General features: G+C 34.8%; 21 protein-coding genes. 16 read left to right on the top strand and 5 right to left on the bottom strand.

Features of this window, described 5'->3' with window-relative positions; translation table 11 throughout:
- Window positions 1-124: 124 nt before the first annotated feature.
- The 3 genes from AC1RP4_RS04170 to AC1RP4_RS04160 all read left to right on the top strand — a co-directional run bounded on the left by AC1RP4_RS04170 (window position 125) and on the right by AC1RP4_RS04160 (window position 3,767).
- Window positions 125-1,468 carry a DHA2 family efflux MFS transporter permease subunit gene (locus tag AC1RP4_RS04170; RefSeq protein ID WP_481761486.1) on the top strand — a complete coding sequence of 448 codons (1,344 nt, stop codon included), beginning with the start codon at window positions 125-127 and terminating at the stop codon, window positions 1,466-1,468.
- Between the two features lie 11 nt (window positions 1,469-1,479).
- Window positions 1,480-1,965, top strand: a complete 486-nt coding sequence (locus AC1RP4_RS04165; RefSeq protein WP_481761485.1) for a MarR family winged helix-turn-helix transcriptional regulator — start codon at window positions 1,480-1,482, stop codon at window positions 1,963-1,965.
- 74 nt (window positions 1,966-2,039) lie between these two features.
- Window positions 2,040-3,767 carry a phospho-sugar mutase gene (locus tag AC1RP4_RS04160; RefSeq protein ID WP_481761626.1) on the top strand — a complete coding sequence of 576 codons (1,728 nt, stop codon included), beginning with the start codon at window positions 2,040-2,042 and terminating at the stop codon, window positions 3,765-3,767.
- A 148-nt stretch (window positions 3,768-3,915) separates the two neighbouring features.
- Here the strand turns inward: AC1RP4_RS04160 and AC1RP4_RS04155 are convergent, their stop codons facing one another.
- Window positions 3,916-4,815: a hypothetical protein gene (locus AC1RP4_RS04155; RefSeq protein WP_481761483.1), complete on the bottom strand. Its 900-nt coding sequence runs from the start codon at window positions 4,813-4,815 to the stop codon at window positions 3,916-3,918.
- A gap of 211 nt (window positions 4,816-5,026) precedes the next feature.
- Here AC1RP4_RS04155 and AC1RP4_RS04150 point away from each other — a divergent pair, with 211 nt between their 5' ends.
- From AC1RP4_RS04150 to AC1RP4_RS04105, 10 genes are all read left to right on the top strand, one after another.
- Entirely contained in the window at window positions 5,027-5,659 is a 633-nt protein-coding gene (locus tag AC1RP4_RS04150; RefSeq protein ID WP_409022185.1) for a YfbR-like 5'-deoxynucleotidase, read from the top strand.
- Window positions 5,660-5,745: 86 nt separating this feature from the next.
- Window positions 5,746-6,609, top strand: a complete 864-nt coding sequence (locus AC1RP4_RS04145; RefSeq protein WP_481761482.1) for a DegV family protein — start codon at window positions 5,746-5,748, stop codon at window positions 6,607-6,609.
- A gap of 150 nt (window positions 6,610-6,759) precedes the next feature.
- A complete protein-coding gene (gene uvrB, locus AC1RP4_RS04140) occupies window positions 6,760-8,763 on the top strand; it encodes an excinuclease ABC subunit UvrB (protein ID WP_481761481.1) in 2,004 nt (667 codons plus the stop codon).
- 15 nt (window positions 8,764-8,778) lie between these two features.
- Window positions 8,779-11,634: an excinuclease ABC subunit UvrA gene (uvrA, locus tag AC1RP4_RS04135; RefSeq protein WP_481761480.1), complete on the top strand. Its 2,856-nt coding sequence runs from the start codon at window positions 8,779-8,781 to the stop codon at window positions 11,632-11,634.
- Window positions 11,635-11,735: 101 nt separating this feature from the next.
- Window positions 11,736-12,395: a serine dehydratase beta chain gene (locus tag AC1RP4_RS04130; RefSeq protein ID WP_481761479.1), complete on the top strand. Its 660-nt coding sequence runs from the start codon at window positions 11,736-11,738 to the stop codon at window positions 12,393-12,395.
- Window positions 12,396-12,406: 11 nt separating this feature from the next.
- Window positions 12,407-13,288 (top strand): L-serine ammonia-lyase, iron-sulfur-dependent, subunit alpha, encoded by an 882-nt coding sequence (sdaAA, locus tag AC1RP4_RS04125; RefSeq protein WP_481761478.1) that lies wholly within the window; start codon window positions 12,407-12,409, stop codon window positions 13,286-13,288.
- 87 nt (window positions 13,289-13,375) lie between these two features.
- Entirely contained in the window at window positions 13,376-14,260 is an 885-nt protein-coding gene (gene rapZ, locus AC1RP4_RS04120; RefSeq protein ID WP_481761477.1) for an RNase adapter RapZ, read from the top strand.
- The gene (locus tag AC1RP4_RS04115; RefSeq protein ID WP_409022192.1) at window positions 14,257-15,276 is read left to right on the top strand and encodes a gluconeogenesis factor YvcK family protein; all 1,020 of its coding nucleotides are present in this window, start codon (window positions 14,257-14,259) and stop codon (window positions 15,274-15,276) included. The genes rapZ and AC1RP4_RS04115 overlap by 4 nt, the downstream gene beginning before the upstream one ends.
- Window positions 15,277-15,296: 20 nt before the next feature.
- On the top strand, window positions 15,297-16,235 hold the full coding sequence (whiA, locus tag AC1RP4_RS04110; RefSeq protein ID WP_409022193.1) for a DNA-binding protein WhiA: 939 nt from the start codon (window positions 15,297-15,299) through the stop codon (window positions 16,233-16,235).
- A gap of 26 nt (window positions 16,236-16,261) precedes the next feature.
- Complete coding sequence (locus AC1RP4_RS04105; RefSeq protein WP_481761476.1) at window positions 16,262-16,513, top strand: kinase to dihydroxyacetone kinase; 252 nt, start codon at window positions 16,262-16,264, stop codon at window positions 16,511-16,513.
- A 62-nt stretch (window positions 16,514-16,575) separates the two neighbouring features.
- On the opposite strand, the gene AC1RP4_RS04100 is transcribed toward AC1RP4_RS04105, so the two are convergent.
- The 4 genes from AC1RP4_RS04100 to AC1RP4_RS04085 form a co-directional block, all read right to left on the bottom strand.
- The gene (locus AC1RP4_RS04100; RefSeq protein ID WP_481761625.1) at window positions 16,576-17,094 is read right to left on the bottom strand and encodes a DsbA family protein; all 519 of its coding nucleotides are present in this window, start codon (window positions 17,092-17,094) and stop codon (window positions 16,576-16,578) included.
- A gap of 126 nt (window positions 17,095-17,220) precedes the next feature.
- Window positions 17,221-17,814: an ATP-dependent Clp endopeptidase proteolytic subunit ClpP gene (clpP, locus tag AC1RP4_RS04095; protein ID WP_409022195.1), complete on the bottom strand. Its 594-nt coding sequence runs from the start codon at window positions 17,812-17,814 to the stop codon at window positions 17,221-17,223.
- Between the two features lie 112 nt (window positions 17,815-17,926).
- Entirely contained in the window at window positions 17,927-18,346 is a 420-nt protein-coding gene (locus AC1RP4_RS04090) for a hypothetical protein (protein ID WP_409022196.1), read from the bottom strand.
- Window positions 18,339-19,811 carry a helix-turn-helix domain-containing protein gene (locus AC1RP4_RS04085; protein WP_481761475.1) on the bottom strand — a complete coding sequence of 491 codons (1,473 nt, stop codon included), beginning with the start codon at window positions 19,809-19,811 and terminating at the stop codon, window positions 18,339-18,341. Before AC1RP4_RS04085 ends, AC1RP4_RS04090 begins: the two co-directional genes overlap by 8 nt.
- Before the next feature lie 210 nt (window positions 19,812-20,021).
- On the opposite strand from AC1RP4_RS04085, the gene AC1RP4_RS04080 reads away from it, so the two are divergent.
- The 3 genes from AC1RP4_RS04080 to AC1RP4_RS04070 all read left to right on the top strand — a co-directional run bounded on the left by AC1RP4_RS04080 (window position 20,022) and on the right by AC1RP4_RS04070 (window position 24,492).
- Window positions 20,022-20,657: a WxL domain-containing protein gene (locus tag AC1RP4_RS04080; protein WP_481761474.1), complete on the top strand. Its 636-nt coding sequence runs from the start codon at window positions 20,022-20,024 to the stop codon at window positions 20,655-20,657.
- A gap of 76 nt (window positions 20,658-20,733) precedes the next feature.
- Window positions 20,734-21,714 carry a WxLIP family cell surface protein gene (locus tag AC1RP4_RS04075; protein ID WP_481763206.1) on the top strand — a complete coding sequence of 327 codons (981 nt, stop codon included), beginning with the start codon at window positions 20,734-20,736 and terminating at the stop codon, window positions 21,712-21,714.
- A gap of 279 nt (window positions 21,715-21,993) precedes the next feature.
- The gene (locus AC1RP4_RS04070) at window positions 21,994-24,492 is read left to right on the top strand and encodes a hypothetical protein (protein WP_481761471.1); all 2,499 of its coding nucleotides are present in this window, start codon (window positions 21,994-21,996) and stop codon (window positions 24,490-24,492) included.
- The last annotated feature ends 371 nt before the right edge of the window (window positions 24,493-24,863 follow it).

Below are 24,863 nucleotides of genomic sequence, written 5' to 3'. Positions count from 1 at the left end.
TAAGCCTTTTGAGGCTTATTTTTTTATTTACTTGACTTTATGTGCATGTGAACATTATAATAATCTAATCCGCTTATGAAAAAAATTAAACATATGCGTAAATTTAAGTGAGAAGAGAGTTAGAATGACAAACAAAAAAAGAAACACAATTGGTGCTGTTTTATTAATTGCGACTTTTGCCGCTTTATTAAATCAAACATTGATGATTACAGCATTACCAAAATTAATCACCGTTTTAAATGTTAACCTTGCAACCGCACAATGGTTAACGACGGGTTATGTTTTAATGGTCGGAATTTCGACACCATTATCAGCAATTTTATATGAAAAATATTCAACAAGACAAATATTTGTCGGTATTATGGTTGTCTTTTTAATCGGAAGTATCGTTGCATCAAGTGGCGCTAATTTTTGGGCAATCTTAATTGGTCGCTTAATCCAAGCTGCTGCCGGTGGCGTATTGACTACATTTACGATGATTAGTGTCATTGCAATTAACCCAATTGAACGCCGTGGCGTTGTAATGGGACTTGCTATGCTTGTTATCTCAGCTGCTCCAGCAATTGGACCAACTTTATCAGGTATTATGATTACATTTTTACCATGGAGAGCATTATTTATTTTCATTATTCCAATCATGTTAATTTTATTAATTGTTGGGGTTTGTATTTTACCTAACTATTCAGAAAAGACAGATGTTAAAATTGATTTTAAATCATTCTTCTTATCACTAGTTGGACTTGCTACAATTTTAATTGGTATTTCAATTATTGGAGACCAATTATTAGTTGCACTTGTCCTTATTGTGATTGGTGTTTTAGCATTAATCTATTTTGGCCGTCGTCAATTAGCTTTAAAAGAACCATTTTTAAATATTCGAATTTTCAAAGTACGTTCATTCTCAACTATGATTGCATTAATTATGTTAGTTTTTGGTATTTTAATGGCAACAGAATTAGTTATGCCAATGTTCTTAGAAAATAATCAACATTTATCAGGAATGACTGCTGGATTAATTATGTTACCGGGTGCTGCAATTAATGCTATTATTTCACCTATTGTTGGTAACCTTTATGATCAATACGGTTATAAAAAAATATTTATATTTGGCTTTTTGATGTTGATGATTTCAGTACTACCAATGTTATTCTTAACAATTGAATTTCCTGTTTGGTTATCAGTTGTTACTTACGCTATTCGATTAACAGGGGTTGGTGCTATTATGGCTCCAGCAACAACAGAATCTTTAAAAGATTTAAATCCAATGGAAATAAATCATGCAACAACATTAACGAATACATTAAGACAAGTTAGTGGTTCATTATTTAATACCGTTATTATTGTTATTGCTAGTATTCCTGCATCATTTGTTGTTGGATACAAATATTCAATGATCTTTATCATGGTTGTCTCAATTGTAATTGGACTAGTTGGACTAATCTATTTCAGAAAAACAAGTAAAGCTTAAGGAGTTTTGAGATGCAAAATATGAATGGAAATTCTTTTTACGATACACATGAAGTTGAGAAATTAACAACAATTTACAACAGAATGATTCGATTAAGAATAAATGATACGTTAAAAGGGTTTGAACTTTCTGAGAGTAACTTTTTTTACGTGTTGTTAGTTTGTGAGTCACCTGGCGTTAGTCAGGATGAGCTAATCCAAAATATTTATCGGGATCACAGTGTTGTGACACGTGCTATCTCAAAATTAATTAAAGATGGTTGGCTTGAAAAAAAAATGTCGTCCGCAGATAAACGACGGACTGAACTTTATCCTACAGCAAAAGCGATTAATAATTATCAAGATATTTTTGATAGAATTACAGTCGTTAATGATGAAAGTATATCGGTGCTTAGTGAAGAAGAAATTAAGCAATTTGAGCATATTTTGGAAAAGGTAATTAAATCAGGAATTGAACGTGAGCGACTTGCTGGAAGAAAGATATCAGAATTATTCTGATATCTTTTTTATTATCCTGAATAGTAAGCGCATTTATTGTATAATAGTAATATTATATGAATGGGAGTGATATTTTGACTTGGGAAGATAATTATTTAACTTGGTTAAATGAAGAAACACTAGACGCAACATTAAAAAATCAGATTGTTTCGCTTAAAAATAATCAAGAAGATTTAAAAGAATCTTTTTACCAACCAATGGAATTTGGAACTGCTGGTATGCGTGGCTTGATGGGTCCTGGTATTAACCGGATGAACATCTACACGATTCGTCAAGCAACTGAAGGATTAGCTCGCTTTATGGATACGTTAGATGATGCAACTAAAATGCGCGGTGTCGCAATTAGTTATGATTCGCGTTACCAATCACAAGAATTTGCGATGGAATCAGCTAAAGTTTTAGGCGCACATGGTATTCCAAGCTTTGTTTTTGAAAGCTTACGTCCCACACCAGAATTATCGTTTGCAGTCCGCCATTTAGCTACTTACGCCGGAATTATGATAACGGCTAGCCATAATCCTAAACAATATAATGGCTATAAAATTTATGGTGAAGACGGTGGCCAAATGCCACCTAAAGAATCAGATATGATTACTGGTTTTGTTCGCGAAGCTGATGATTTATTTGCCATTAAAGTAGGTGATGAGACAGTATTAAAAGCTGATAAAACACTCCAAATTATTGGTGAAGAAGTTGACGCTGCGTATCTTGCTGAAGTTAAAAAAGTGACAATTAATCAAAAATTAGTTGATGAAGTTGGTGCTTCAATGAAACTTGTTTTCACACCACTTCATGGAACAGGTAAAATGTTGGGTGAACGTGCTTTGAAACAAGCTGGATTTGAACAATTTAAGATTGTGCCTGAACAAGCTGAAGGTGATCCTGAATTCCCAACAATCAAGTTACCTAACCCAGAAGACGCACCAGCATTTGATTTAGCTATCAAATGGGGTCGACGTGAACATGCTGATTTATTAATCGCTGTTGATCCAGATGCTGATCGTATGGGTGTCGCTGTACGTCAAACTGATGGTGAATATAAATTATTAACAGGTAATCAAATTGCTGCTCTAATGTTCAATTATATTTTAACTGCTAGCGAAGAAGCAGGAACTTTACCCGCTAATGCCGTTGGCGTTAAATCAATTGTATCAAGTGAACTTGCAACTAAGATTGCTGAAGCACATCATGCTAAAATGATTAATGTCTTAACAGGATTCAAATTTATTGCGGAACAAATTCAAAACTATGAAGAAACAAATGAACATACCTTTATGTTTGGTTTTGAAGAAAGTTATGGTTACTTAATTCGTCCTTTCGTTCGTGATAAAGATGCTATCCAAGCATTAGTAATGTTATCTGAAGTAGCTGCTTACTACAAACAATTTGATAAAACATTGTCAGATGGATTAGATGATTTATTTAAAGAATATGGTTATTACGCTGAAAATACTAAAGCGTTAACGTTTGAAGGTATTGAAGGTGTTCAAAAAATCAAAGATTTAATGACAATCTTCCGTGATGACGCACCTAAAGATTTTGCTGGCTATAAAGTCGCTAAATTAGAAGACTTCACAACGGGTATGGCGCAATTAGCTGATGGATCATCTGAAGAAATCGGATTACCAACTGCAAATGCGTTGAAATATATCTTAGAAGATGGTTCTTGGATTGCAATTCGTCCTTCAGGGACTGAACCAAAAATTAAATTCTACGTGGGAACGCAAGCTGAAACTGATGAAAAAGCACAAGCTAAGTGTCTTGCATTTGAAGAAGCAATTATGGCAATTGTCAACGCCTAACTAAAAAAGTAGTGCTAAATTTACATTTAGCACTACTTTTTTTGACCTTAAATGGGTTACAAAATTTATAAGCAAATAAAACAGTATTTTGTAAACAACTTTTTAAGATTTATTATTTTCTTTCAGGGCTGATTAACTTGTTTAGTTTCTATTTATTCATTTTTTTCTTTTTAAAGCGGTGATAAAGGTAGGCGATTCCAAGAAAGTAGATGGAAGCGAGTAGGGACGACACGGGGAGAACGCTAAAGATAGTCGGTGGAACAATCATTGCAAGCAATGGAAAGGCATAAGCGGCTGGAATTTTAACTTTGAAAAGATGGAGTATACAAAAAACGAGAGGCATAGTGATTAAGGCGACAACAACATTGGAATCGATTACCATGCAGGCGAGAACACCGATCGTTGCTGAAAGCGTCAAGGCAGTAACCTGTTTGAACACCATTTTTGCCGGATACATCGGCTTTTGTAGCACCTCGAAAAAAACGACAAGAATCGGTGGAATAGCGGCCATCAAAGGCTTTCCAGCAATCGTCACGAGACCAACCCAAATGAGTGAAGAAACGAGAAATAAAAGCATAGCCTGATAGTTAAGGTTTGTTTTTTTTGCGTAGTTTTGATCGAGTTTACGGCCTTTAACGACAATCATCTCGATGAAAGTGAAAATGATGATGGCAATGATGAATGAATATTTGGACGCATTAACGATGATTGGCAAGAGACCTGTAGCCAATGAAGGCGCCAGTGCCGATCGGGTTACCACTAATAGAAAGACCATGATGGCGATCATTAGGCAGATTTTAATTGTGTAAGAAATCTCAAGTAAATTGATGCCAAAACCGATAATTGCGGTGACAGAAGGCAGCAAAAAAAGATTAAACGAACGATCTAACCAATTGGCTTCGTGGTAAATCCACAGTCCAACTGTTAACGCGGCGATTTCAGGTAAAATAATTTCTGAATCATGTAAAAGTGACGCGGCTTGTACCATGATTAAAATCAAGATAAAACCGGTTAAGTATTCAACGGTTTTATTGGCTAAAAACTTCAAAAAAATGTCCTCCTTAAATATAAAGCATGAAAATAAGCATAACATAAAAAAGTAAGGTAAAGTTGCGCGACGTGTTCCAATTGATGTATCAAGCGTTTGCAATGTGAATCAGTTTATTTTTTTGTTAAAAGTTGATGATACTTGAATTAACTTTTCCATATGTGGTAAGATTGTAAAAATTTATATAAAAAATGAGAGGGAGCTGTTAATTATGGGAATGCATCAATACCTACAAAGTTTAAGTAATTTAGAAACGTTAAAACGAGCACCAGGATATTTTAAATATGAAGATCATTCGGTAGCGGAACATTCATTCAAAGTAACAGAAGCTGCTCAATTTTTAGGTGATGTTGAAGAAAATGCAGGAAATACGATTGATTGGCGCATGTTGTATGAAAAAGCGTTGAATCATGATTATACAGAACGATTCATTGGTGATATTAAAACACCCGTTAAATATGCAACAACAACGCTAAGAGAAATGTTAGCAAATGTTGAGGAATCATTATCTGAGAATTTTATTGTGAACGAAATTCCAGAAGAATTCCAAGATGCCTATCGTCGTAGATTATCAGAAGGTAAGGATGATACTTTAGAAGGTAAAATCTTGTCTGTAGCTGATAAATTAGATTTATTATATGAATCATTTGGCGAAATTCAAAAGGGTAATCCTGAATCAGTTTATACTGAAATTTATCAAGAAAGCTTAAAAACGATTCTTGAATTTTCAGATTTAGCGAGTGTTCAGTATATTCTACAAGAAATTCTTCCAGAATTATTAACGGAAGATTTCACAGATAAAGATAAAATTAAAAAAATAACCTTGGATATTATTAAGAAATAGAGTACACATAGGTTAAGGATTGCGTTGTATGCTAGAATAATGCATACAAGGTAGTCCTTTTTTGCTTAAAGAATAGGGAGAAATTAATGAAAACGGCAATTGTAACAGATAGTGCGTCATATATTGATCCAAAAGTAGCCAAAGATAAAAATATTATTGTTGTACCAATCACGGTTATTTTTGGGCAACAGACTTATTTAGAAGATGTGGAAATCTCTGCTTCAGAATTTTATCAAAGAATGAAAGATACGGATAAGTTACCCACAACGTCACAAGTCACAATGGGACAAATGCAAAGTGTCTTCGATAAATTAATTGAAGAGGGATTTGATGAAGTAATTTCAATTCATCTATCAACAGGTATCACAAGTTTTGTGGATAATTTACGTGCTTATTCAAAAACTGTGGAAGGAATTACGGTATATCCGATTGATTCTAAAGCAGCAAGTTCAGCAGAAGCCTTTCTTGTATTAAAAGCTGCTCAATTAGTGGCGCAAGGTGAGCATGCAGACACGATTGTACCTAAAATAGAAGCAATGCGTGAAACGGTGGGTATTTTCTTTGTTGTGGATAACTTGAGCCATTTACTTAGAACGGGCCGTATGACGAATGGTGCTGCGTTTGTGGGTAACTTATTACAAATTAAACCAATTCTGACCTTTAATCATGAAGGTCAAATTATCCCTTTAACTAAGGAACGGACAAAGAAGCGTGCTTTTCAACGGGTAATGGCAGATTTTTCTGATGCGATTAACTCAGTTGATTATCCAATTCGAGTAAGTATCGTTGATGCGAACAATCCTGAAGAGAGTACAAAATGGGTCTCATTTATTAAAACCAACTATCCTAATATTCCAGTTGAGGTTAGTCATATTGGGCCTGTTATTGGCGTCCATACTGGAGAAAAAACAATGGGTCTTATTTGGGGTCGTGATTATTTAGTTGATTAAGTTATTCTGAAAAAATAAGTGAGATAACGTGCGAAAGTATGTTCGGTATGCTAATATAATTAGTAGAGAATAATCATTTTTAAATGAGCCTGGGTAGGTTATTCCAGGCTTTTTTTAATTTCTAAAAATGATTGTATTGGAGGGGTTAACTTGATTGATAGACATGATGATGGCGTTTTTGACTTAGTTTCAAAGTACGAACCAACTGGAGACCAACCGAATGCGATTAAAACTTTAGTTGATGGATTAAATGATGGTAAAAAAGAACAAGTATTACTGGGTGCAACGGGAACGGGTAAGACGTTTACCATTTCAAATGTGATTAAAGAAGTTAATCGTCCCACATTAGTCCTTGCGCATAATAAAACATTGGCTGGACAATTATATGGTGAATTAAAAGAATTCTTCCCGAATAATGCGGTGGAATATTTTGTGAGTTATTATGATTACTACCAACCAGAAGCTTACGTTCCTTCAAGTGATACGTATATTGAAAAAGATTCCAGTATTAACGATGAAATTGATAAATTACGACATTCTGCAACAAGTTCATTATTAGAACGTAATGATGTGATTGTTGTTGCATCTGTCTCAAGTATCTTTGGATTAGGTGATCCAACAGAATATCGTGATCATGTTATTTCATTGCGTACTGGAATGACAATGGAACGTGATGATTTACTTAGAAAATTAGTCGATATACAATTCGAACGAAATGATATTGATTTTCAACGTGGTCGGTTTAGAGTTCATGGAGATATTGTGGAAATTTTCCCAGCATCTCGTGATCAAAAAGCTGTTCGTATTGAATTTTTTGGCGATGAAATCGATCGTATTCGTGAAGTTGATTCATTAACAGGTGAAGTTATGGGTGAACTTGAACACATGGCTATTTTCCCCGCAACGCATTTCATGACGAATGATGATGTGATGGATCATGCCATTGAAGGTATTGAAGTTGAATTGGCTGATCGATTAAAAGAATTAAAAGATGAAGATAAATTATTAGAAGCCCAACGTATCGATCAACGAACTACTTATGATTTAGAAATGTTACGTGAAATGGGCTATACATCCGGAATTGAAAACTATTCCCGCCATATGGATGGACGTAAACCTGGCGAACCTCCATATACATTAATTGATTTCTTTCCCAAAGATTTCTTGATCGTAGTTGATGAATCTCATGTAACCATGCCTCAAATTCGAGGGATGTACAATGGTGATCGCGCTCGTAAACAAATGTTAGTAGATTACGGATTCCGTTTACCTAGTGCACTGGATAACCGACCATTAACGATTGCGGAATTTGAAGAGCACGTTAATCAAGTCATTTATATGTCTGCAACACCAGGACCTTACGAAATGGAACGGACGTCAGATGTTGTTCAACAAATTATTCGACCAACTGGATTACTAGATCCAATCATTGAAGTTCGTCCAATTATGGGCCAAATTGATGATTTAGTTGGCGAAATTAATTTACGTATTGAACGCAATGAACGTGTCTTTGTCACAACATTAACCAAGAAAATGTCAGAAGATTTAACTGATTATTTGAAAGAGTTGGGGATGAAAGTTGCGTACTTGCATAGTGATATTAAAACGATGGAACGAACGAAAATTATTCGCGATTTACGCTTAGGCACATATGATGTTTTAATTGGAATTAACTTATTACGTGAAGGTATTGATGTTCCTGAAGTGTCATTAGTGACAATTTTAGATGCCGATAAAGAAGGTTTCTTACGTAGTGAACGTTCTCTAGTTCAAACAATTGGTCGTGCAGCTCGTAACGAAAACGGACGAGTGATTATGTATGCTGATAAAGTGACGGATTCAATGAAGGGCGCAATGGAAGAAACGCAACGCCGCCGTGATGTCCAAATGGCATATAATGAGGAACATCATATTACGCCAACTACGATTAAAAAAGCCATTCGTGAGTTAATTACGCCAACAAAAATTGAAGATAATTCAGGAACTGTTAAAACCTTTACCGAAACTGAATTTTTGGATATGGATAAAAAGGAACAACAAGATATGGTTGATCGCTTAGAAGGACAAATGAAAGAAGCAGCTAAAAAATTAGATTTCGAAACAGCTGCATCATTGCGTGATACGGTATTAGAATTAAAAACACAAATGTTATAAATAGGGGGATATTTCTTGAAAAATGATAAAATTGTGATCCATGGTGCGCGTGCGCATAATTTAAAAAATGTGGATGTCACTATCCCAAGAGATAAATTAGTTGTGATTACGGGACTTTCAGGATCAGGGAAAAGCTCATTAGCTTTTGATACACTTTATGCTGAAGGACAACGTCGCTATGTTGAAAGTTTATCAGCATATGCACGTCAATTTTTAGGGCAGATGGATAAGCCAGATGTTGACTCAATTGATGGGTTATCACCTGCTATTTCGATTGACCAAAAAACAACTTCAAAAAACCCACGATCAACAGTTGGGACAGTCACTGAAATTAATGATTATTTAAGATTATTATGGGCTAGAGTTGGACATCCAATTTGTCCAAATGATGGTCATGAAATCACGAGTCAATCCGTTGAACAAATGGTTGACCGTGTTTTAGAGTTAAAAGAGCGTACAAAACTTCAAATTTTATCACCTATTATTCGCAATAAAAAAGGACAACATAAAAAGATATTTGAAACGATCAAACGAGAAGGATTCGTCCGTGTTCGAGTTGATGGCGAGCTTCATGATATTGATGAAGAATTTGATCTTGAAAAAAAGGTCAAACACTCTATTGATATTGTGATTGATCGGATTGTTGTCAAAGAGGGCATTCGCTCACGTTTATTTGATTCATTTGAAGCAGCATTACGTTTATCTTCTGGCTACGCCACTGCAGATATTCTTGATGGTGATACAGATGGTGCAACAATTCAATTTTCCGAACATTATGCATGTCCTATTTGTGGATTTACAGTTGGAGAATTAGAACCACGTTTGTTCTCATTTAATGCACCATTTGGTGCTTGTGAAACTTGTGATGGTTTAGGAATGAAGTTAGAAGTCGATGAAGATTTAGTCGTTCCAGATCCAACTAAAACGCTAGCAGAAGGGGCAATTGAGCCATGGAATCCTATTAGTTCGCAATATTACCCATCGATGTTAGCCCAAGCTGCAGAAGCTTTTGGAATTCCAATGGATGTGCCATTTGAAAAGTTAACAGATGAACAACGTGATATTGTTTTGAATGGCGCTGGAACACGTGAATTTCATTTCCATTACGCTAATGACTTTGGTGGCGTTCGTGATGTAGATGCATTATTTGAAGGGGTTATTACAAATATTAGTCGTCGTCATACGGAGACTAATAGTGACTTTACGCGTGAACAAATGCGTAAATATATGACCAGCTTAACGTGTCAAACATGTCACGGTTACCGCTTGAATCGTAAAGCATTAGCCGTCCAAATTAATGGCCAACATATTGGTAAAATTTCCGCACTTTCAATTGGTGACGGCTTACCTTTCTTTGATAACGTTAACTTGTCAGAAAAAGAATCAATTATTGCAGCACCTATTTTGAAAGAAATTCGTGACCGCTTAACATTCTTACAAAATGTTGGCTTAAATTATCTGACATTATCACGTTCTGCAGGAACACTTTCAGGTGGAGAAGCACAACGGATTCGACTAGCCACGCAAATTGGCTCTAATTTATCGGGTGTTTTATATATTTTAGATGAACCTTCAATCGGGTTGCATCAACGTGATAATGATCGCTTAATTGAATCACTTAAGAAAATGCGTGATTTGGGTAATACTTTAATTGTGGTTGAACATGATGAGGATACCATGATGGCTGCTGATTATTTAATTGATGTTGGTCCTGGTGCTGGTGAATTAGGTGGTGAAATTGTTGCTGCTGGAACGCCCACACAAGTTAAAAAGAGTCGCAAATCATTAACTGGACAATATTTATCAGGAAAGAAATTTATATCATTACCTGATGAACGACGTGCTGGCAATGGTAAGAAGATTCGAATTACCGGCGCAAAAGAGAATAACTTAAAAAATGTAACGGTCGATTTTCCTTTAGGTAAATTCATTTCAGTTACAGGTGTCTCAGGTTCCGGTAAATCAACTTTAGTGAATGGTATTTTGAAAAAGGTATTATCACAAAAGTTAAATCGAAATTCTGAAAAACCAGGTAAATATAAATCAGTTTCTGGTGTTCAAAATATTGAAAGTGTTATTAATATTGATCAAAGTCCAATTGGTCGAACACCGAGAAGTAATCCCGCAACTTATACAGGCGTCTTCGATAATATTCGTGATTTATTTGCGGAAACTAACGAAGCAAAATTACGTGGTTATAAAAAAGGTCGTTTTAGTTTTAATGTCAAAGGTGGACGTTGTGAAGCCTGCAAAGGTGACGGGATTATTAAAATAGAAATGAATTTCCTACCAGATGTCTATGTGCCATGTGAAATTTGTCACGGGGCACGCTATAACTCTGAAACACTTGAAGTGACTTACAAAGGTAAGACAATCTCTGATATTTTAGATTTAAAAGTTGGCGAAGCTTTGAAATTCTTCGAACCAATTCCTAAAATCAGACGTAAACTGCAGACAATTGTTGATGTTGGTTTGGGCTATGTTTCGTTAGGCCAATCGGCAACAACATTATCAGGTGGTGAAGCGCAACGGATGAAGTTAGCTTCTGAATTACATCGTCAATCAAATGGTAAGAGTTTTTATATTCTTGATGAACCAACAACTGGTTTGCATACAGATGACATTAAACGCCTACTTAGCGTTTTAAATCGTTTGGTTGATGCGGGTAACACAGTCTTGGTTATTGAACATAACTTAGATGTGATTAAAACATCTGACTATTTAATTGATTTAGGTCCAGAAGGCGGCGAAGGTGGCGGAACGATTCTTGCGACTGGAACACCAGAAGAAATTGCTGAAGTGCCTGAAAGTTATACGGGACACTATTTAAAACCAATCTTAGAACGTGATCGTGCGAGAATGAATAAATAAATTAAGAAGTCAGATGAAAATCTGGCTTTTTTTTATTCCTTTTTTTTTAAAAAGTGTTAACTTTAAAGAAGACATAAAATAAATTGGAGGAACGGCTGACCATGGGCAATAACTATAAGAGTGTTTTTGATATTATTGGACCTGTTATGATCGGACCATCTAGTTCACATACAGCTGGTGCCGCTAAAATCGGTAAGGTTGGATTTCAATTATTTAATGGGAGAATCACTAAATTAAAAGTTCGCTATTATGAATCATTCGCAAAAACACATCGCGGGCACGGGACTGATTTTGCGACCGTTGCTGGGGTATTAGGCTTTGAACCTGATGATGTCCGTTGCCCACAGTCAATTCAGATTGCGGAAAAAATGGGGATTGAGATTCAGTTTATTGAAGATGCACACCCAAGTCCAATTAACCATCCGAATAGTGTTAAATTAACGATTGAAAATGAGACAAAAAAAATCGAATTAATGGGTTGCTCAATTGGTGGTGGCACAATTGAAATTAGGGCTTTCACTATAAAAAAACAACAATTTTTTCCAAAGGGTAGTTTACCGATACTAGTGTTGGAAGCTAATCCAGTAAATAAAAATAAAATTCAAAAACAAATCGAAAAATCGACAACTATTGTTATGCAAAGTGAATCTGAGTTAATGCCAGAGGATATTATGTATGAATATGATTTATCCAAGAATATTACTGAGACTGATATTAAGCAACTGCGATTATTAACGCACAATCTCATTTATTTAAAATAGGAGGTTCCATCTTGTATAAAAGTATTGCTGAGTTAGTTTCAACTGCTAATAAAGAACACAAATTAGTTTCAGAATTAATGATTGAACAAGAAATGGCGCAATCAAGTGAAACTAGAGACGTTATCATTGAAAAAATGTCTGCTAATCTTGAAGTGATGAAGCAAGCGATTGAAAAGGGATCAAATGGTGAAGGCGTTTCTTCAGCAACGGGATTAACGGGTGGAGATGCGGTCTTACTACGGAAATATCGTGAGAAAGGGCACTCTTTATCTGGGGATGCTAACTTAGAGGCGATGCAATATGCAATTGCGACTAATGAAGTCAATGCTTCGATGGGACTTATTTGTGCGACACCGACTGCAGGTTCATCTGGAACGTTGCCTGGGGTTATTTTCATGATACAAAAACGATTAAATTTATCACATGAAAAGATGTTACAAGCTTTATTTACGTCAAGTGCCTTTGGAATGATCGTGGCAAATAATGCCATGATTGCCGGAGCGACTGGTGGCTGTCAGGCAGAAGTCGGCAGTGCATCAGCAATGGCAGCAGCTGCCGCCGTTGAGGTTACTGGTGGAACGCCGGAACAATGTGCAGAGGCTTTTGCGATGGGACTTAGTAATTTATTGGGACTGGTTTGTGATCCAGTTGCTGGATTAGTTGAAATTCCATGTATCAAGCGAAATGCAATAGGAGCCGTGAATGCTTTAACGGCAGCAGATATGGCACTTGCTGGATTATCTAACAAAGTACCAGCTGATGAAGTTATTATGGCTATGAAAGACATTGGCGAACGTATGCCGAGCTCGCTTAGAGAAACTGGGATTGGTGGATTAGCTAGTACACCAACGGGCCAAGCAATTAAAATGAAAATATTTGGTGAAACGATATAGGGTTGGAAACAACTCTTTTTTTGTGCGCAGATACAAAAGAAACACCAGGTATGTTATAATAATTATAGTAGATTTGGAGGAATGAATATGACAGATACGTTAGAGCTAGTTGTAATTACAGGGATGAGTGGGGCCGGTAAGACGGTCGCAATGCAAAGTTTTGAAGATTTAGGTTATTTTTGTATTGATAACTTACCACCAACTTTATTACCTAAGTTCTGGGAGTTGGTAAAAGAGTCAGGTAAAATTTCAAAAATTGCCCTTGTTATGGATTTAAGATCAAGAGCTTTTTATGATGAAATTATCGAAATGTTATCAGGATTTGATAACACTGAATTTGTAACCACTAAAATTGTCTTTCTTGACGCATCAGATGCAGAATTAGTTTCTCGTTACAAAGAAACAAGACGTGCGCATCCGTTAGCAATGGAAGGCCGTCTGATGGATGGCATTGAAAAAGAACGTGACTTATTAAATGATATTAAAACACAAGCACAATTAGTGATTAATACGACTAATTTGTCACCACGTCAGTTACGTGAAGAGATTTTTCATAATTTTGAAACCAGAGAAACAGCTAATTTTCATGTTGAAGTCTTATCATTCGGATTTAAATATGGCCTACCTATCGATGCAGATATCGTGATGGATGTCCGTTTCTTACCTAACCCACACTATATTCCAGAATTAAAACCACAAACTGGCTTAGATAAGGCAGTTTATGATTATGTGATGAAACAACCAGCTACAGAAGGTTTTTATACCAAATTTGAATCGTTAATTGAGTCAATTTTACCTGGCTACGAAGCTGAAGGTAAAACCAATTTAACGATTGCGATTGGCTGTACTGGTGGACAACATCGCTCAGTTGCTTTAGCTAAAAGATTGAGTGAAGAATTGAAAATTAACTATCCGGTGAACGTTACACACCGTGATATTAATAAAAGTAAAGAATCGGTCAATCGATCATGACGAGAAGTGGACATAGACCTAAGATAGTCGTTATTGGTGGCGGAACAGGGCTACCCGTTATTTTAAAAAGTTTAAGAGATAAAAATGCTGATATCACGGCGATTGTAACGGTTGCTGATGATGGTGGTTCGTCAGGTATTATCAGAGATTACGTGAATGTTGTGCCGCCTGGTGATATTCGTAATGTTATTGCCGCATTATCTGAGTTACCAGAAATATATTTAGATATATTCCAGTATCGGTTTGATACGTCCGATCGATTTTTTGCAGGACATGCGATTGGTAATTTAATTATTGCAGCACTAACTGAAATGAAAAATGGTGTTTTTGCTTCTGTCCAAGAATTATCAGAAATGATGAGAGTTGATGGACATGTCTATCCCGTTGCGGATGAACCGTTAGTATTAAATGCAGAATTTTCTGATGGCACTTTTTTAGCGGGGGAAGCAGAAATAACTGCCGCTAGAAAATCAATTAAGCGTGTTTGGGTAACCTCAAGTGAAAAAAGTGAAACTAGTGTGCCAGAAGCTGTACCAGAAGTTGTTCAAGCTATTCTTGAAGCAGACCAAATTGTCCTTGGACCTGGGAGTTTGTTCACAAGTATTTTGCCTAATTTAGTTATTGGTAATGTGGGTAAGGCACTGTCTGAAACAAAAGCAGAAGTTGTTTATATCTGTAATATTATGACGCAAAAGGGTGAAACAGAACATTTTACTGATGCTGATCATGTGCGTATTTTGAATGGGCACCTAGGTAAATGTTTTGTGAATACAGTGCTTGTGAATACGGCACCGGTTCCTGAAGGTTATATGGATAAAGAAAAATATGATGAGAATTTAATTCAAGTTGAACATGACTTTAATGGATTAAGGGAACAACATTGTCGAGTGATTTCATCTAACTTCTTAAAATTAAAAGATCAAGGTGTCTTCCATGATGGCAATAAAGTCGTTGAAGAATTAATCCGTTTAGTTGGTCGACCAAATCGCGAATTAAGACATAGAAAGACTATTTAGTACAGAGATAAGGTGAAAGAATGTCATATGCAAGTGAAGTGAAAAAAGAATTAACGACCCTCAAAGTCAGAAAAAATAATGCTAAAGCAGAGTTAATGGCGTTAATTAGAATGAATGGGTCTTTGAGTATTATTAATCATCAATTTGTTTTAAATGTTCAGACTGAGAATCCCGCAATTGCGAGACGGATTTATGAACTTTTAAATGAATTTTATGACATTACAAGTGAACTATTAGTTCGTCGTAAAATGAAATTAAAGAAAAATAATATTTATATTGTACGTTTAAAAACAGGTAGTGATTTTGTTTTAAAAGACCTGGATATCATTGAAGATATGCAACTTAAAATGGGTGTACCAATGGATCTGTTGGCCCATGATGATATGATGATGCGTTCATATTTACGTGGGGCATTTTTGGCAGGTGGTTCTGTTAATAATCCTGAAACAAGCCGTTATCATTTGGAAATTTACTCAGTCTATGAAGAACATAATCAAACAATTTGCGAAATGATTAATAAATTTGGATTCAACGCTAGAATGACTGAACGTCGAAGTGGTTATATCGTTTATTTAAAAGAAGCAGAAAAAATTGCTGATTTCTTGTCATTAATTGGCGCAACAACGGCTATGTTGAAGTTTGAAGATATTAGGATTGTCCGCGATATGCGTAATTCAGTTAATCGCATGGTTAATTGCGAAACAGCTAATATGAATAAAGTGGCGGATGCTGCGAATAAACAAATTGCTAATATTGAGTTTATTGCACATTCTGTTGGTTTAGGGCAATTACCTTCTAAATTAAAAGAAGTTGCTGAAACACGTCTGGTTCATCAAGAAGTTAGTTTGAAAGAATTAGGTGATTTAGTACCAGGTGGTCCAATTTCAAAATCTGGGATTAATCATCGGCTACGAAAAATTAACGAATTTGCTGAAAAAGTTCGAATTGGTGAAAAATAAACGAAATTTTAAAGAGGTGAGATAGCATGATAACATTTAAATATGATACGCAACTACTAATAGAAGGTAGTACATTAGACGAGGACCAATTGAACGATAAGATTTTACGTCAATTCAAAGGTGATAGTTTACTTGTTGCGGGAGATTCTGATTTAATGAAACTGCATTTCCATACGAATGCGCCGTGGGAAATATTAGAATATTGTGCTGGACTTGGAGAAATCTTTGATGTTGTTGTTGAAGATATGGTCAGACAATCTAAAGGATTAAAAGGTTAACCAAATAAAATACGCATATAACTGATAGCTTTTATCTTAGCTATTAATTATATGCGTATTTTTTATTTATCTAAATATGATTTTAAGGTAGCTAGATCAATTGATTCATCAAAAATATGGTCGTCAACGATAACGGTTGGTACAAATTGAATATTTGCGTCGTTAGCTTCAGCGATAATTGAGTTAATGTAAGTTTTATCAGAAACGTCAGTTAAACTAAAGGTCTTTTCCATATAGGCAGCAACCTCATCCAGTGTTAAGTCTTTCCACGTATCTTGCGTTTTAAATAATTCAGTTATTAAATCGTAAGATTTTTGCGGATTATCTAAAGGAAGATAATGATGAGCAACATTACCACGTTGTAAGGATTCTTTTTCTTTATCAAAAAGTTTGATGACACGTTTTACACGTCCGTTTGCAACATAAGAATCTAAAGTCTCTTTAGATTTTTCGAACCATTCTTTTGAGTAGGGGCAACGTAGGTTAATAAACTCAATAATTGTTTTTGGCGCGTCAGAGTTACCAATCACAAGTCCAAAGTCCCGATTTACTTTTGAAGCATCAATAATTGAAATATCCATTTTTATCAGTCCAGTCTTCATTTATTAGCGTCAGTATAGCATAAGACGGGTTCATCTGAATAATTATCCGCTCAAAAAAAGGACACTAACAAAAGTTAACTTGTTAGTGTCCTTAAACGTTAAAGCTTATTTAAGCCCTTTTTTGTTAGTCATAATTTTATCAATCAAACCGTATTCTTTTGCTTGATCAGCAGTCATAAAGTTATCACGATCTGTATCTTTATCGATAACTTTAATATCTTGACCAGTTGCATCAGCTAAAATTTGGTTAATCAATGTTCTTGTTTTCAAGATATGTGCAGCAGCAATTTCAATTTCTGTTGCTTGACCTTGAGCGCCACCAAGTGGTTGGTGAATCATAATTTCTGAGTTAGGTAATGCAAAACGTTTACCCTTTGTACCAGCAGTTGCCAATACACTGGCCATTGAAGCAGCCATACCCATAACGATTGTTTGAACATCAGCATTGATGAAGTTCATTGTATCGTAGATAGCTAAACCGGCTGAAACAGAACCACCGGGTGAGTTAATGTAAATTGAAATATCTTTTTCTGAGTCTTGAGCGTCTAAGAAAAGTAATTGAGCGATAATAGCATTTGCCATATCATCATTAACTTCACCAGATAACATAATGATTCTGTCTTTTAAAAGACGAGAGTAGATATCATAGGCACGTTCGCCACCGGCAGATTGTTCGATAACTGTAGGAACCATATTCATAGTTAGAAACCTCCGAATTTATTATTATTTACTTTTTTTATATTAGCATTTGAACTAATGTAATGCTAGTTTAAACCCTTGGTCAAAAAAGGTCAAATAAAATAAACTAAATTTATTCTTTAGTTTCTTTTAAAATAATCGCATCTGATGACCTTGTTTTTGAACCATAGAGTAGGTTCCCTGATAAATGACGAACCAAGTAGCCAGAATAAGATACTGAAAGGGCTACAGGTGGTTTAATAGGTGTTACAGAATGTTGCGTTGAAACAAAAGCGATTGGTGATTTATCTGTTACTTTTTTCTTAACCTTACGAGGTTTTTGTTTTTTAGGTGCCGAAACCTTAGGGGACACAGGTTCTGCATTTTTTCTGGGATCCATTGGATTCACAGGAGCTACACGAGAATCTTCACTATCGCTTCGCGGTGTTGCTTTAATTTGTTTGGGTACATACATGGATAAAATGAACAAGTTAGCTACGATTGAGGCTAAGGAAATTCTAGTTAGGCGGGATGTTCTAAACTTTTTATGCATTAGTGATATCCTCCTGACTATCTGTTCGAATAGCCACAACCATATTAGCAAATATCTCCCAATCAGAAGCTAATGGTGGACTATTCCAGATTAGGTAGCGACTGGGGACATCTGCCATCAAGAAGTCAGAAAGGTAAATATCGGTTTGATCTGTTAATTTGTAGTTAACTTCCAAATTAAAGAAGGGCATTGAATCAAGATTTTTGTGAATTAAATCATTGTAGTTACTCCCTTTTGAAAAATCAATTGTTATATGCACCGGTTTTGAAACGGTTGGTAAATCAATATAACGAATGAATAAGAAAAGATATTCTGATTTTAAACGGGCCATGTTAATGTTTTTTTCTTTGAAAATATCCGGTACATTCGTTGTTAAGTTAGTTATCAATTGGTCAACGAAGATATAAAACCAACTATAATTTTCTTTTAAAATAGTATTATCTACGGCAACTTGCCAACTAAAATCAATTTGGGCACTATGGTAACTAGAAAAATGAATACGAGATAATTCGTCAAATAATGTCATATAACTTTGTTCACTTAATGTGATATCAAAGAACTTTTGTAAGTCTTTAATAACAAAATTATTGAGTGATTCAATTTGTGAAAAGAAAGATGAGTTATTAAATGTAACGTCAACAATGTCTTCCATATAAAGGAAATTTAGAACAAATACTGTTTCAATTGATAACTGTTCATCCGTAAGTCCATTAATACCTGGATTTTCTTGAAGACAGTCTTGAATATTGGACATGATTGAGTCTGAATTAGCAAAATTAACATCAGCAAAACGATTAGTATCATTTCGATTAGAAGCTAAACTTTGTATGAGAACAGCTGAAAAATACTTTAGTTTCAATAATTGTATTTGTGTGAGATCAAGATTTAAGCTAGAAATTAATTGGTTAGAAAATAAACTAGAATTACGATCAACTTCTTCATTAAATGGGAAGTTGTAGTTCTTATAGACAGCTAAATAAAGGTTATAAAAAAATAAGCGAATATTTTCTTCAGGACCTACTAATTGGAAGTTTTTAGTGATTTTAAAGCCTAATTTTTGTAACATATCATCTAAAAATTTCTTGGTCCGATAACCAGTTGCTTCACTTAAAAATAACGATTCGGTGAAGGATTCTATACTAAAATTAGGGTTAGTAAATAGCGCATTCAGCATCAAAAATTGAGGTGACTGCTTAGCGTATAGAAGTAATAGGTGATCGATGGAATCTAAGCCATTTTTTTGTAGACTTACTTTGTTATTGCTAACTTTTAATAAATAGTAATCGTCTAATCCTTCAGTGACAAGATCTTCTTCTAAAGACTTGATAGTTGTTGCTGTATAATATTTTGACCATTTAAAATGTTTTTGGATGTCTGTTTGCGAAGCAGATTGGTCATAAGTATTCTCAAGATAAGAAAATAATTCTAACTTACGAATATCATCTTTGTTAAATATAAAGTCCATTTATCGCGATTCCTCCTCATTAAAGAGTATGTACTATCCATTATAGGGGAATTGCCAACGGTTTGCATATAAATCTAGAATCAATAATTATCATATTTTTAAAAAAATTGACAAAAGTGGTGATATAAAATAACATGTCATTAATATATGTATTCAAATTATAGAAATAACAGAAGAGTAATTTTTTTAGACAGGGAGAGGGAAATCTTTATGAATAAAATAGTATTAAGCGCCTTTGTAACACTATTAGGTCTCTATATGACTGCATCTGAGGCAACGATTCAAGCGGCGAAAACTAATCGTGGTAGTGCGCAATCCGATTTGTCTATGGATTTTCAATCTGGAGCAACAACAGTCGATTTTGCTTCTTCCCTTAGTTTCAATACAACTAAAATTGATTCGAATGATAAAAAAAGTTATGCCAAAGCGCAAGATATGGCAACAGGGGCAAGCACACCCAATTACGTTCAAGTTTCAAATTTTAGCGGAACTGAAAATGGTTGGGTGCTTGAAGCTAAACAGAGTCGCCAATTTGAATCTGAAGAGACGCATAAATCGTTAACGGGTGCCTATCTTAGTTTTAGTAATGGTGAACTTGTTTCCATTTCTGCGGATAAAAAACCTGGATTTTATAAGAAAAATTTTGATTTGTCTGTAGGAGCTAATAAAGTAGTCGTTGCCGCAAAAGGTGATGAAGGATACGGCACTTGGGTTTACCGTTTTGGGAATGAGGCAACTAAAGGAAATAGTATCGCTTTGAATATTCCCCGTGAGGCAACTAAGATGACAGATGTCTATCGTAGTGAAATTACATGGTCATTAAATGATGTGCCATCAAATGAATAATAATGAAATGATAACCACAAAATTTATTAAAAGATTCGGCTATTTATTTTTATTCAGTATTTTATTTTTATTCGGAGTGGACATTAAGCAGGTTAATGCCAGCCAAGTTGACTTTTCTGTTCAACCTATGATATCTGACTATCAATTAGATAAGAAAAAAACTTATTTTGATTTAAAAGCAGCACCAGGAACTAAAACACAGCTGAAAATTAAGGTAGCTAATCTTATTGATAAATCACTAACGTTTGAAGTCCTCATTAAGGATGCAACAACAAACTATAATGGGGTTGTGGAGTACGCGGAATCACAAAGTAAAGTATTGGCACAACAGCCGTTCTCAGTGGTAAAAGCAGTTAGAGCTCGTCAGAATCGTATAACTGTTCCTGCAAAAAGTGAAAAAATAGTTACTTTGGATGTTGCGTTACCCAATACGACTTTTGCAGGTGTCGTTGCGGGAGGTATATCGGTGATTGAAGACAATGATGCTCAGTCTCAAACAAAGTCAGAACGAGCGGTTATTGATAATCGTTATTTATATACGACTGCGGTAATATTCCATGGAGAACAACCTGTAACTAGCGCACAAGTAAAATTAAAAACGGTTGATATCACACAAATTAATGCACGTAATGTGATTGCTGCGAGATTTGAAAATCAGAGCGCTATGTTTTTAAATAAAGTTCAAATAAATACACAAGTCAGACGGTTAGGTAGTTCAAAAGTATTATATCGAGCAAGTAATAAGGACATGCAAATTGCCCCAACCAGTGCGGTTACCTTTCCAATTCCATTAGCTGCTGGTGAATTACTCAAAAGTGGTACCTACGAACTTAGTGCAGAGATGACTTCTAAAAATCAGGCATGGCATTTTAAACAGAAATTTACGGTAAGTGGATCAAAAGCAAGAATATTGAATGAGAAGGATGTTACAATCGATCAAACAAATTACTGGATCTATTGGATATTACTCTTGTTCGTACTGATAATCGTTAATGTTTTTGTTATATTATGGATTAATCGAAGATTAAAAAGAAAGTATCAACAAAAAATTAAATAATTTAAATGAAAAAGTTATTAATTAAGGGATATTATCTTTTAATTAATAACTTTTTTATTTTCAAATATTTTTAAAAAGGTAAAAAATGTGATTTAACATTGTGCACCATTGAAGATACAATATGTACATAATAATTGTAGATGTAGTATGTACATATTGTATCTTCACTTTACTAAAAGTTAATGGGAATTGTTAGAAAAATAGGGGATGACAATGACTTAACGATATGATAGTAAGACCAAATAAATAAGATAATTAAGCATTAGAGAGGGATAAAAGATGAGGAAACATAACAGTAGAACAAAAGAATGGATTTCAGCAACACTTATAACAAGTGCTGTTTTTGCAGGATTATTTGCTGGGGGGGCCAGTCACAGGGAACCTAGTGTATTTGCTCAAACTGATGAGAGCAGTATGTCAAGTGAGTCATCAGATAACGCCACAAGTGAATCAGGAAAAAAGGCGATATCAAGTGATTCTCTAAAAACTAAATCAATCACAATAAAAAAAAGTGAATCAAAAACAAAAGCTAAACCGTCAGCAAAAGCTAAACTAAGTACTAGAGCAGCTGGGTATGTTGGACCAGCAAATGATGTATTTCCTGATGATTACTGGGATACAACAAAAGATTATTCAGCGGAGTCAGCAACGGCATTTGTTTCACAGTCGGGTTCACAGAATAAACCTGGCGAACCTGTATTATATTTTGGAAATAATTATTTTCCTTTTCAAATGAATGAGTTATTAAATAATGATCCCGTCAGTGGTCTTAATAAGTCTGGTTGGGCCTACATGTTTGATACTGGAATAAATCCTGTTCCAAGGAAATCTTATGGAATTATTATTAATAATAGTGTCCCAGGTAATCGTGGATACGGGTTGGTATCATCCTTTTCATCAATTCCTTATACAATTGAATCTGCAGTTAAAGGTAAGGATATCACTGGATATCAACTTTTTAAAAATAAAACAGGTACTGGATTTAAGGCAATTATGTATGATACAAAGTATAAATTAAGTTATACATTTGAGGAAGTTTATGATGCTAGTGGCGGTGTTTATAGCTATTTTAGTATTACTAACAATGACACAACGGCTCGTGCAGTTGGAGCTATTGAGGGCGTCGATACATTCGTTGATGAGGATGCTGTTACCATTGAAAGCTTAGGCCCGGATGAAGGATTCAAAATGGTTGGGTCAGCACATAGTTTAAATTTCAAATTAAATGATCCAAGAAATAATACCAAATTAGGTGGATGGACGAATTACACAGGCGGAGATGAACCAAATGTTATGAATACTGGTTATTTAAATAATTATTTCAATGGTGGTGCACTTGGAACTGGAATGGAAAAATCACCACATAATAAAATTATTGCCGTTTCAAATATTAAGAATCCAGATAACCCATTTAAAGGCGATAGTGGGTTCATAATAAAAGCTAATCCGAAAACTTTGGAACCAGGAGGAACACTCGTAACGGGTTCTTATCAAACTTATAAGGAAGCTGTTGCACCTGTTGCAAGTGTAAAAGAACAAACGATTAATGCTTATGCAAGTCAAACTAATAGGCCTAAAGTTTTAGGAACGGTTTTAGATAAGGATGGCAGTAAAGGTTATATTCAAATTACCTATCCAGATGGGTCAACGTCAGGAACAACAGAGAATGTGTACGACACAGGTAAGGTAGATACTAGTGCTGATTATAGTGCAAACATTGACACTTCTAAATTAAAATTAGGTTCAAATAAGATAATAGTGACAGCTGTTGACGATAGTGAAGTAGAACAGTTAAAACCTGTTACGGTAACAGTCAATCTTTATAAATTAGGTGCAACTGCTATCCCACAAACAATCAAAGTTGGCGATACGGTTAAGACAGGCGAAACGGACTTAATTAAGAATTTAACAATTATTAATCAACCAACAGTTAATGCACATACCTTAAAAATGGATACAACAAATCCATCAGGTAAGCCACTTGATAATAAAACAGCAGGATTTTACATTCAAGATATGCTTTTAACAGATACTGCAGTTAAACCAAATGAAATCGCAAAAGTAGCTGTACCCGTTACCGTAACTGATAGTGATACTGCATTTGACAAAACTTCTGCTCTTTATGCCAAGGGATTTGAATTAAAAACAGCGGATATTCAAAACTTATCAACTGGTGATTTAGATACATTAATCTTGAATAATAGTAAAGCTAGAGGCTGGCTGATAGCGACGGGTGCCGAATCTAAAGTTAGTGTTAAGTCAACAGAACTTAAACCAACTTCAGGTGATGGTTTTTATAAAGCAGTTATCCAAAATTCTGATGGTCAAACAAAAGAAATTGTGATTACTGTCTCAGGTGGATTAAAAATTACATCAGCACCTACTGCAACTGACTATGGTTCTTCCAGTGGCGTGATATTACCTTACAGTGGAGAAAATTTTGATCTCCAACGTAGTGATTCTAGTACCAATAGCAGTGTGAATATTTCTAATGCAGGTAAACAAGCTTGGACATTAACTGCTCGACTTACAAAAGGTTTGACAGATAGTGCTAATGATAAGTTAACTGGTGTTTTGGAGTATGTAAATTCAGCTAATGGTGTACAAGATATAGAATCAAGTAGTGCAGAAGTTGGTTCAGGACAGTCTGAGGCAACTCAAGAAGTCCGTTGGGATAAGGATAAAGGAATTGTCGCTCAACTTAACGGAGGTAATACATCACTTAAAGCTGGAGCCTATACAGGGGAAATAACATGGACACTAGAGAATACACCTTAATGTTATAGTTTCTAATTTAATCTTAAATGATTTGAATATTTTTAGCAGTTTAATTATGAACTAAATAACAATCCCAAATAATAGTAAATCCATATCAATACTGCTAAGTATTGATATGGATTTTTTTAATAAAAATTAATGATAACTAAATTTTATTCGTATTTTAGTGGCTTAATAATTTTCGTTTTATGATGAGATAAAACTTATGAATAATTATTATTTGTTTAATTTTCAAATATTTTTAAAAAAATAAAAAATTTGATTTAACATCGTACACCATTGAAGATATAATATGTACATGTTAATCAAAGACAAAGCATGTACATGTTGAATTTTTAACTTTGCTAAAAGGTATATTTGATAAAAGTTAA

It is taken from the genome of Dellaglioa sp. CoH-56-MRSF-10 (assembly GCF_056782175.1).
The sequence above is the reverse complement of the archived record's forward strand: the minus strand, read 5'-3'. Positions and strand labels throughout refer to the sequence as shown.

Bases quoted from the DNA above. Each gene is read 5' to 3' on its own strand.
- AC1RP4_RS04170 (WP_481761486.1), top strand. From the start codon at position 125: ATGACAAACAAAAAAAGAAACACAATTGGTGCTGTTTTATTAATTGCG.
- AC1RP4_RS04165 (WP_481761485.1), top strand. From the start codon at position 1,480: ATGCAAAATATGAATGGAAATTCTTTTTACGATACACATGAAGTTGAG.
- AC1RP4_RS04150 (WP_409022185.1), top strand. From the start codon at position 5,027: ATGGGAATGCATCAATACCTACAAAGTTTAAGTAATTTAGAAACGTTA.
- AC1RP4_RS04145 (WP_481761482.1), top strand. From the start codon at position 5,746: ATGAAAACGGCAATTGTAACAGATAGTGCGTCATATATTGATCCAAAA.
- AC1RP4_RS04130 (WP_481761479.1), top strand. From the start codon at position 11,736: ATGGGCAATAACTATAAGAGTGTTTTTGATATTATTGGACCTGTTATG.
- rapZ (WP_481761477.1), top strand. From the start codon at position 13,376: ATGACAGATACGTTAGAGCTAGTTGTAATTACAGGGATGAGTGGGGCC.
- AC1RP4_RS04115 (WP_409022192.1), top strand. From the start codon at position 14,257: ATGACGAGAAGTGGACATAGACCTAAGATAGTCGTTATTGGTGGCGGA.
- whiA (WP_409022193.1), top strand. From the start codon at position 15,297: ATGTCATATGCAAGTGAAGTGAAAAAAGAATTAACGACCCTCAAAGTC.
- AC1RP4_RS04105 (WP_481761476.1), top strand. From the start codon at position 16,262: ATGATAACATTTAAATATGATACGCAACTACTAATAGAAGGTAGTACA.
- AC1RP4_RS04100 (WP_481761625.1), bottom strand. From the start codon at position 17,094: ATGGATATTTCAATTATTGATGCTTCAAAAGTAAATCGGGACTTTGGA.
- clpP (WP_409022195.1), bottom strand. From the start codon at position 17,814: ATGAATATGGTTCCTACAGTTATCGAACAATCTGCCGGTGGCGAACGT.
- AC1RP4_RS04090 (WP_409022196.1), bottom strand. From the start codon at position 18,346: ATGCATAAAAAGTTTAGAACATCCCGCCTAACTAGAATTTCCTTAGCC.
- AC1RP4_RS04085 (WP_481761475.1), bottom strand. From the start codon at position 19,811: ATGGACTTTATATTTAACAAAGATGATATTCGTAAGTTAGAATTATTT.
- AC1RP4_RS04080 (WP_481761474.1), top strand. From the start codon at position 20,022: ATGAATAAAATAGTATTAAGCGCCTTTGTAACACTATTAGGTCTCTAT.
- AC1RP4_RS04070 (WP_481761471.1), top strand. From the start codon at position 21,994: ATGAGGAAACATAACAGTAGAACAAAAGAATGGATTTCAGCAACACTT.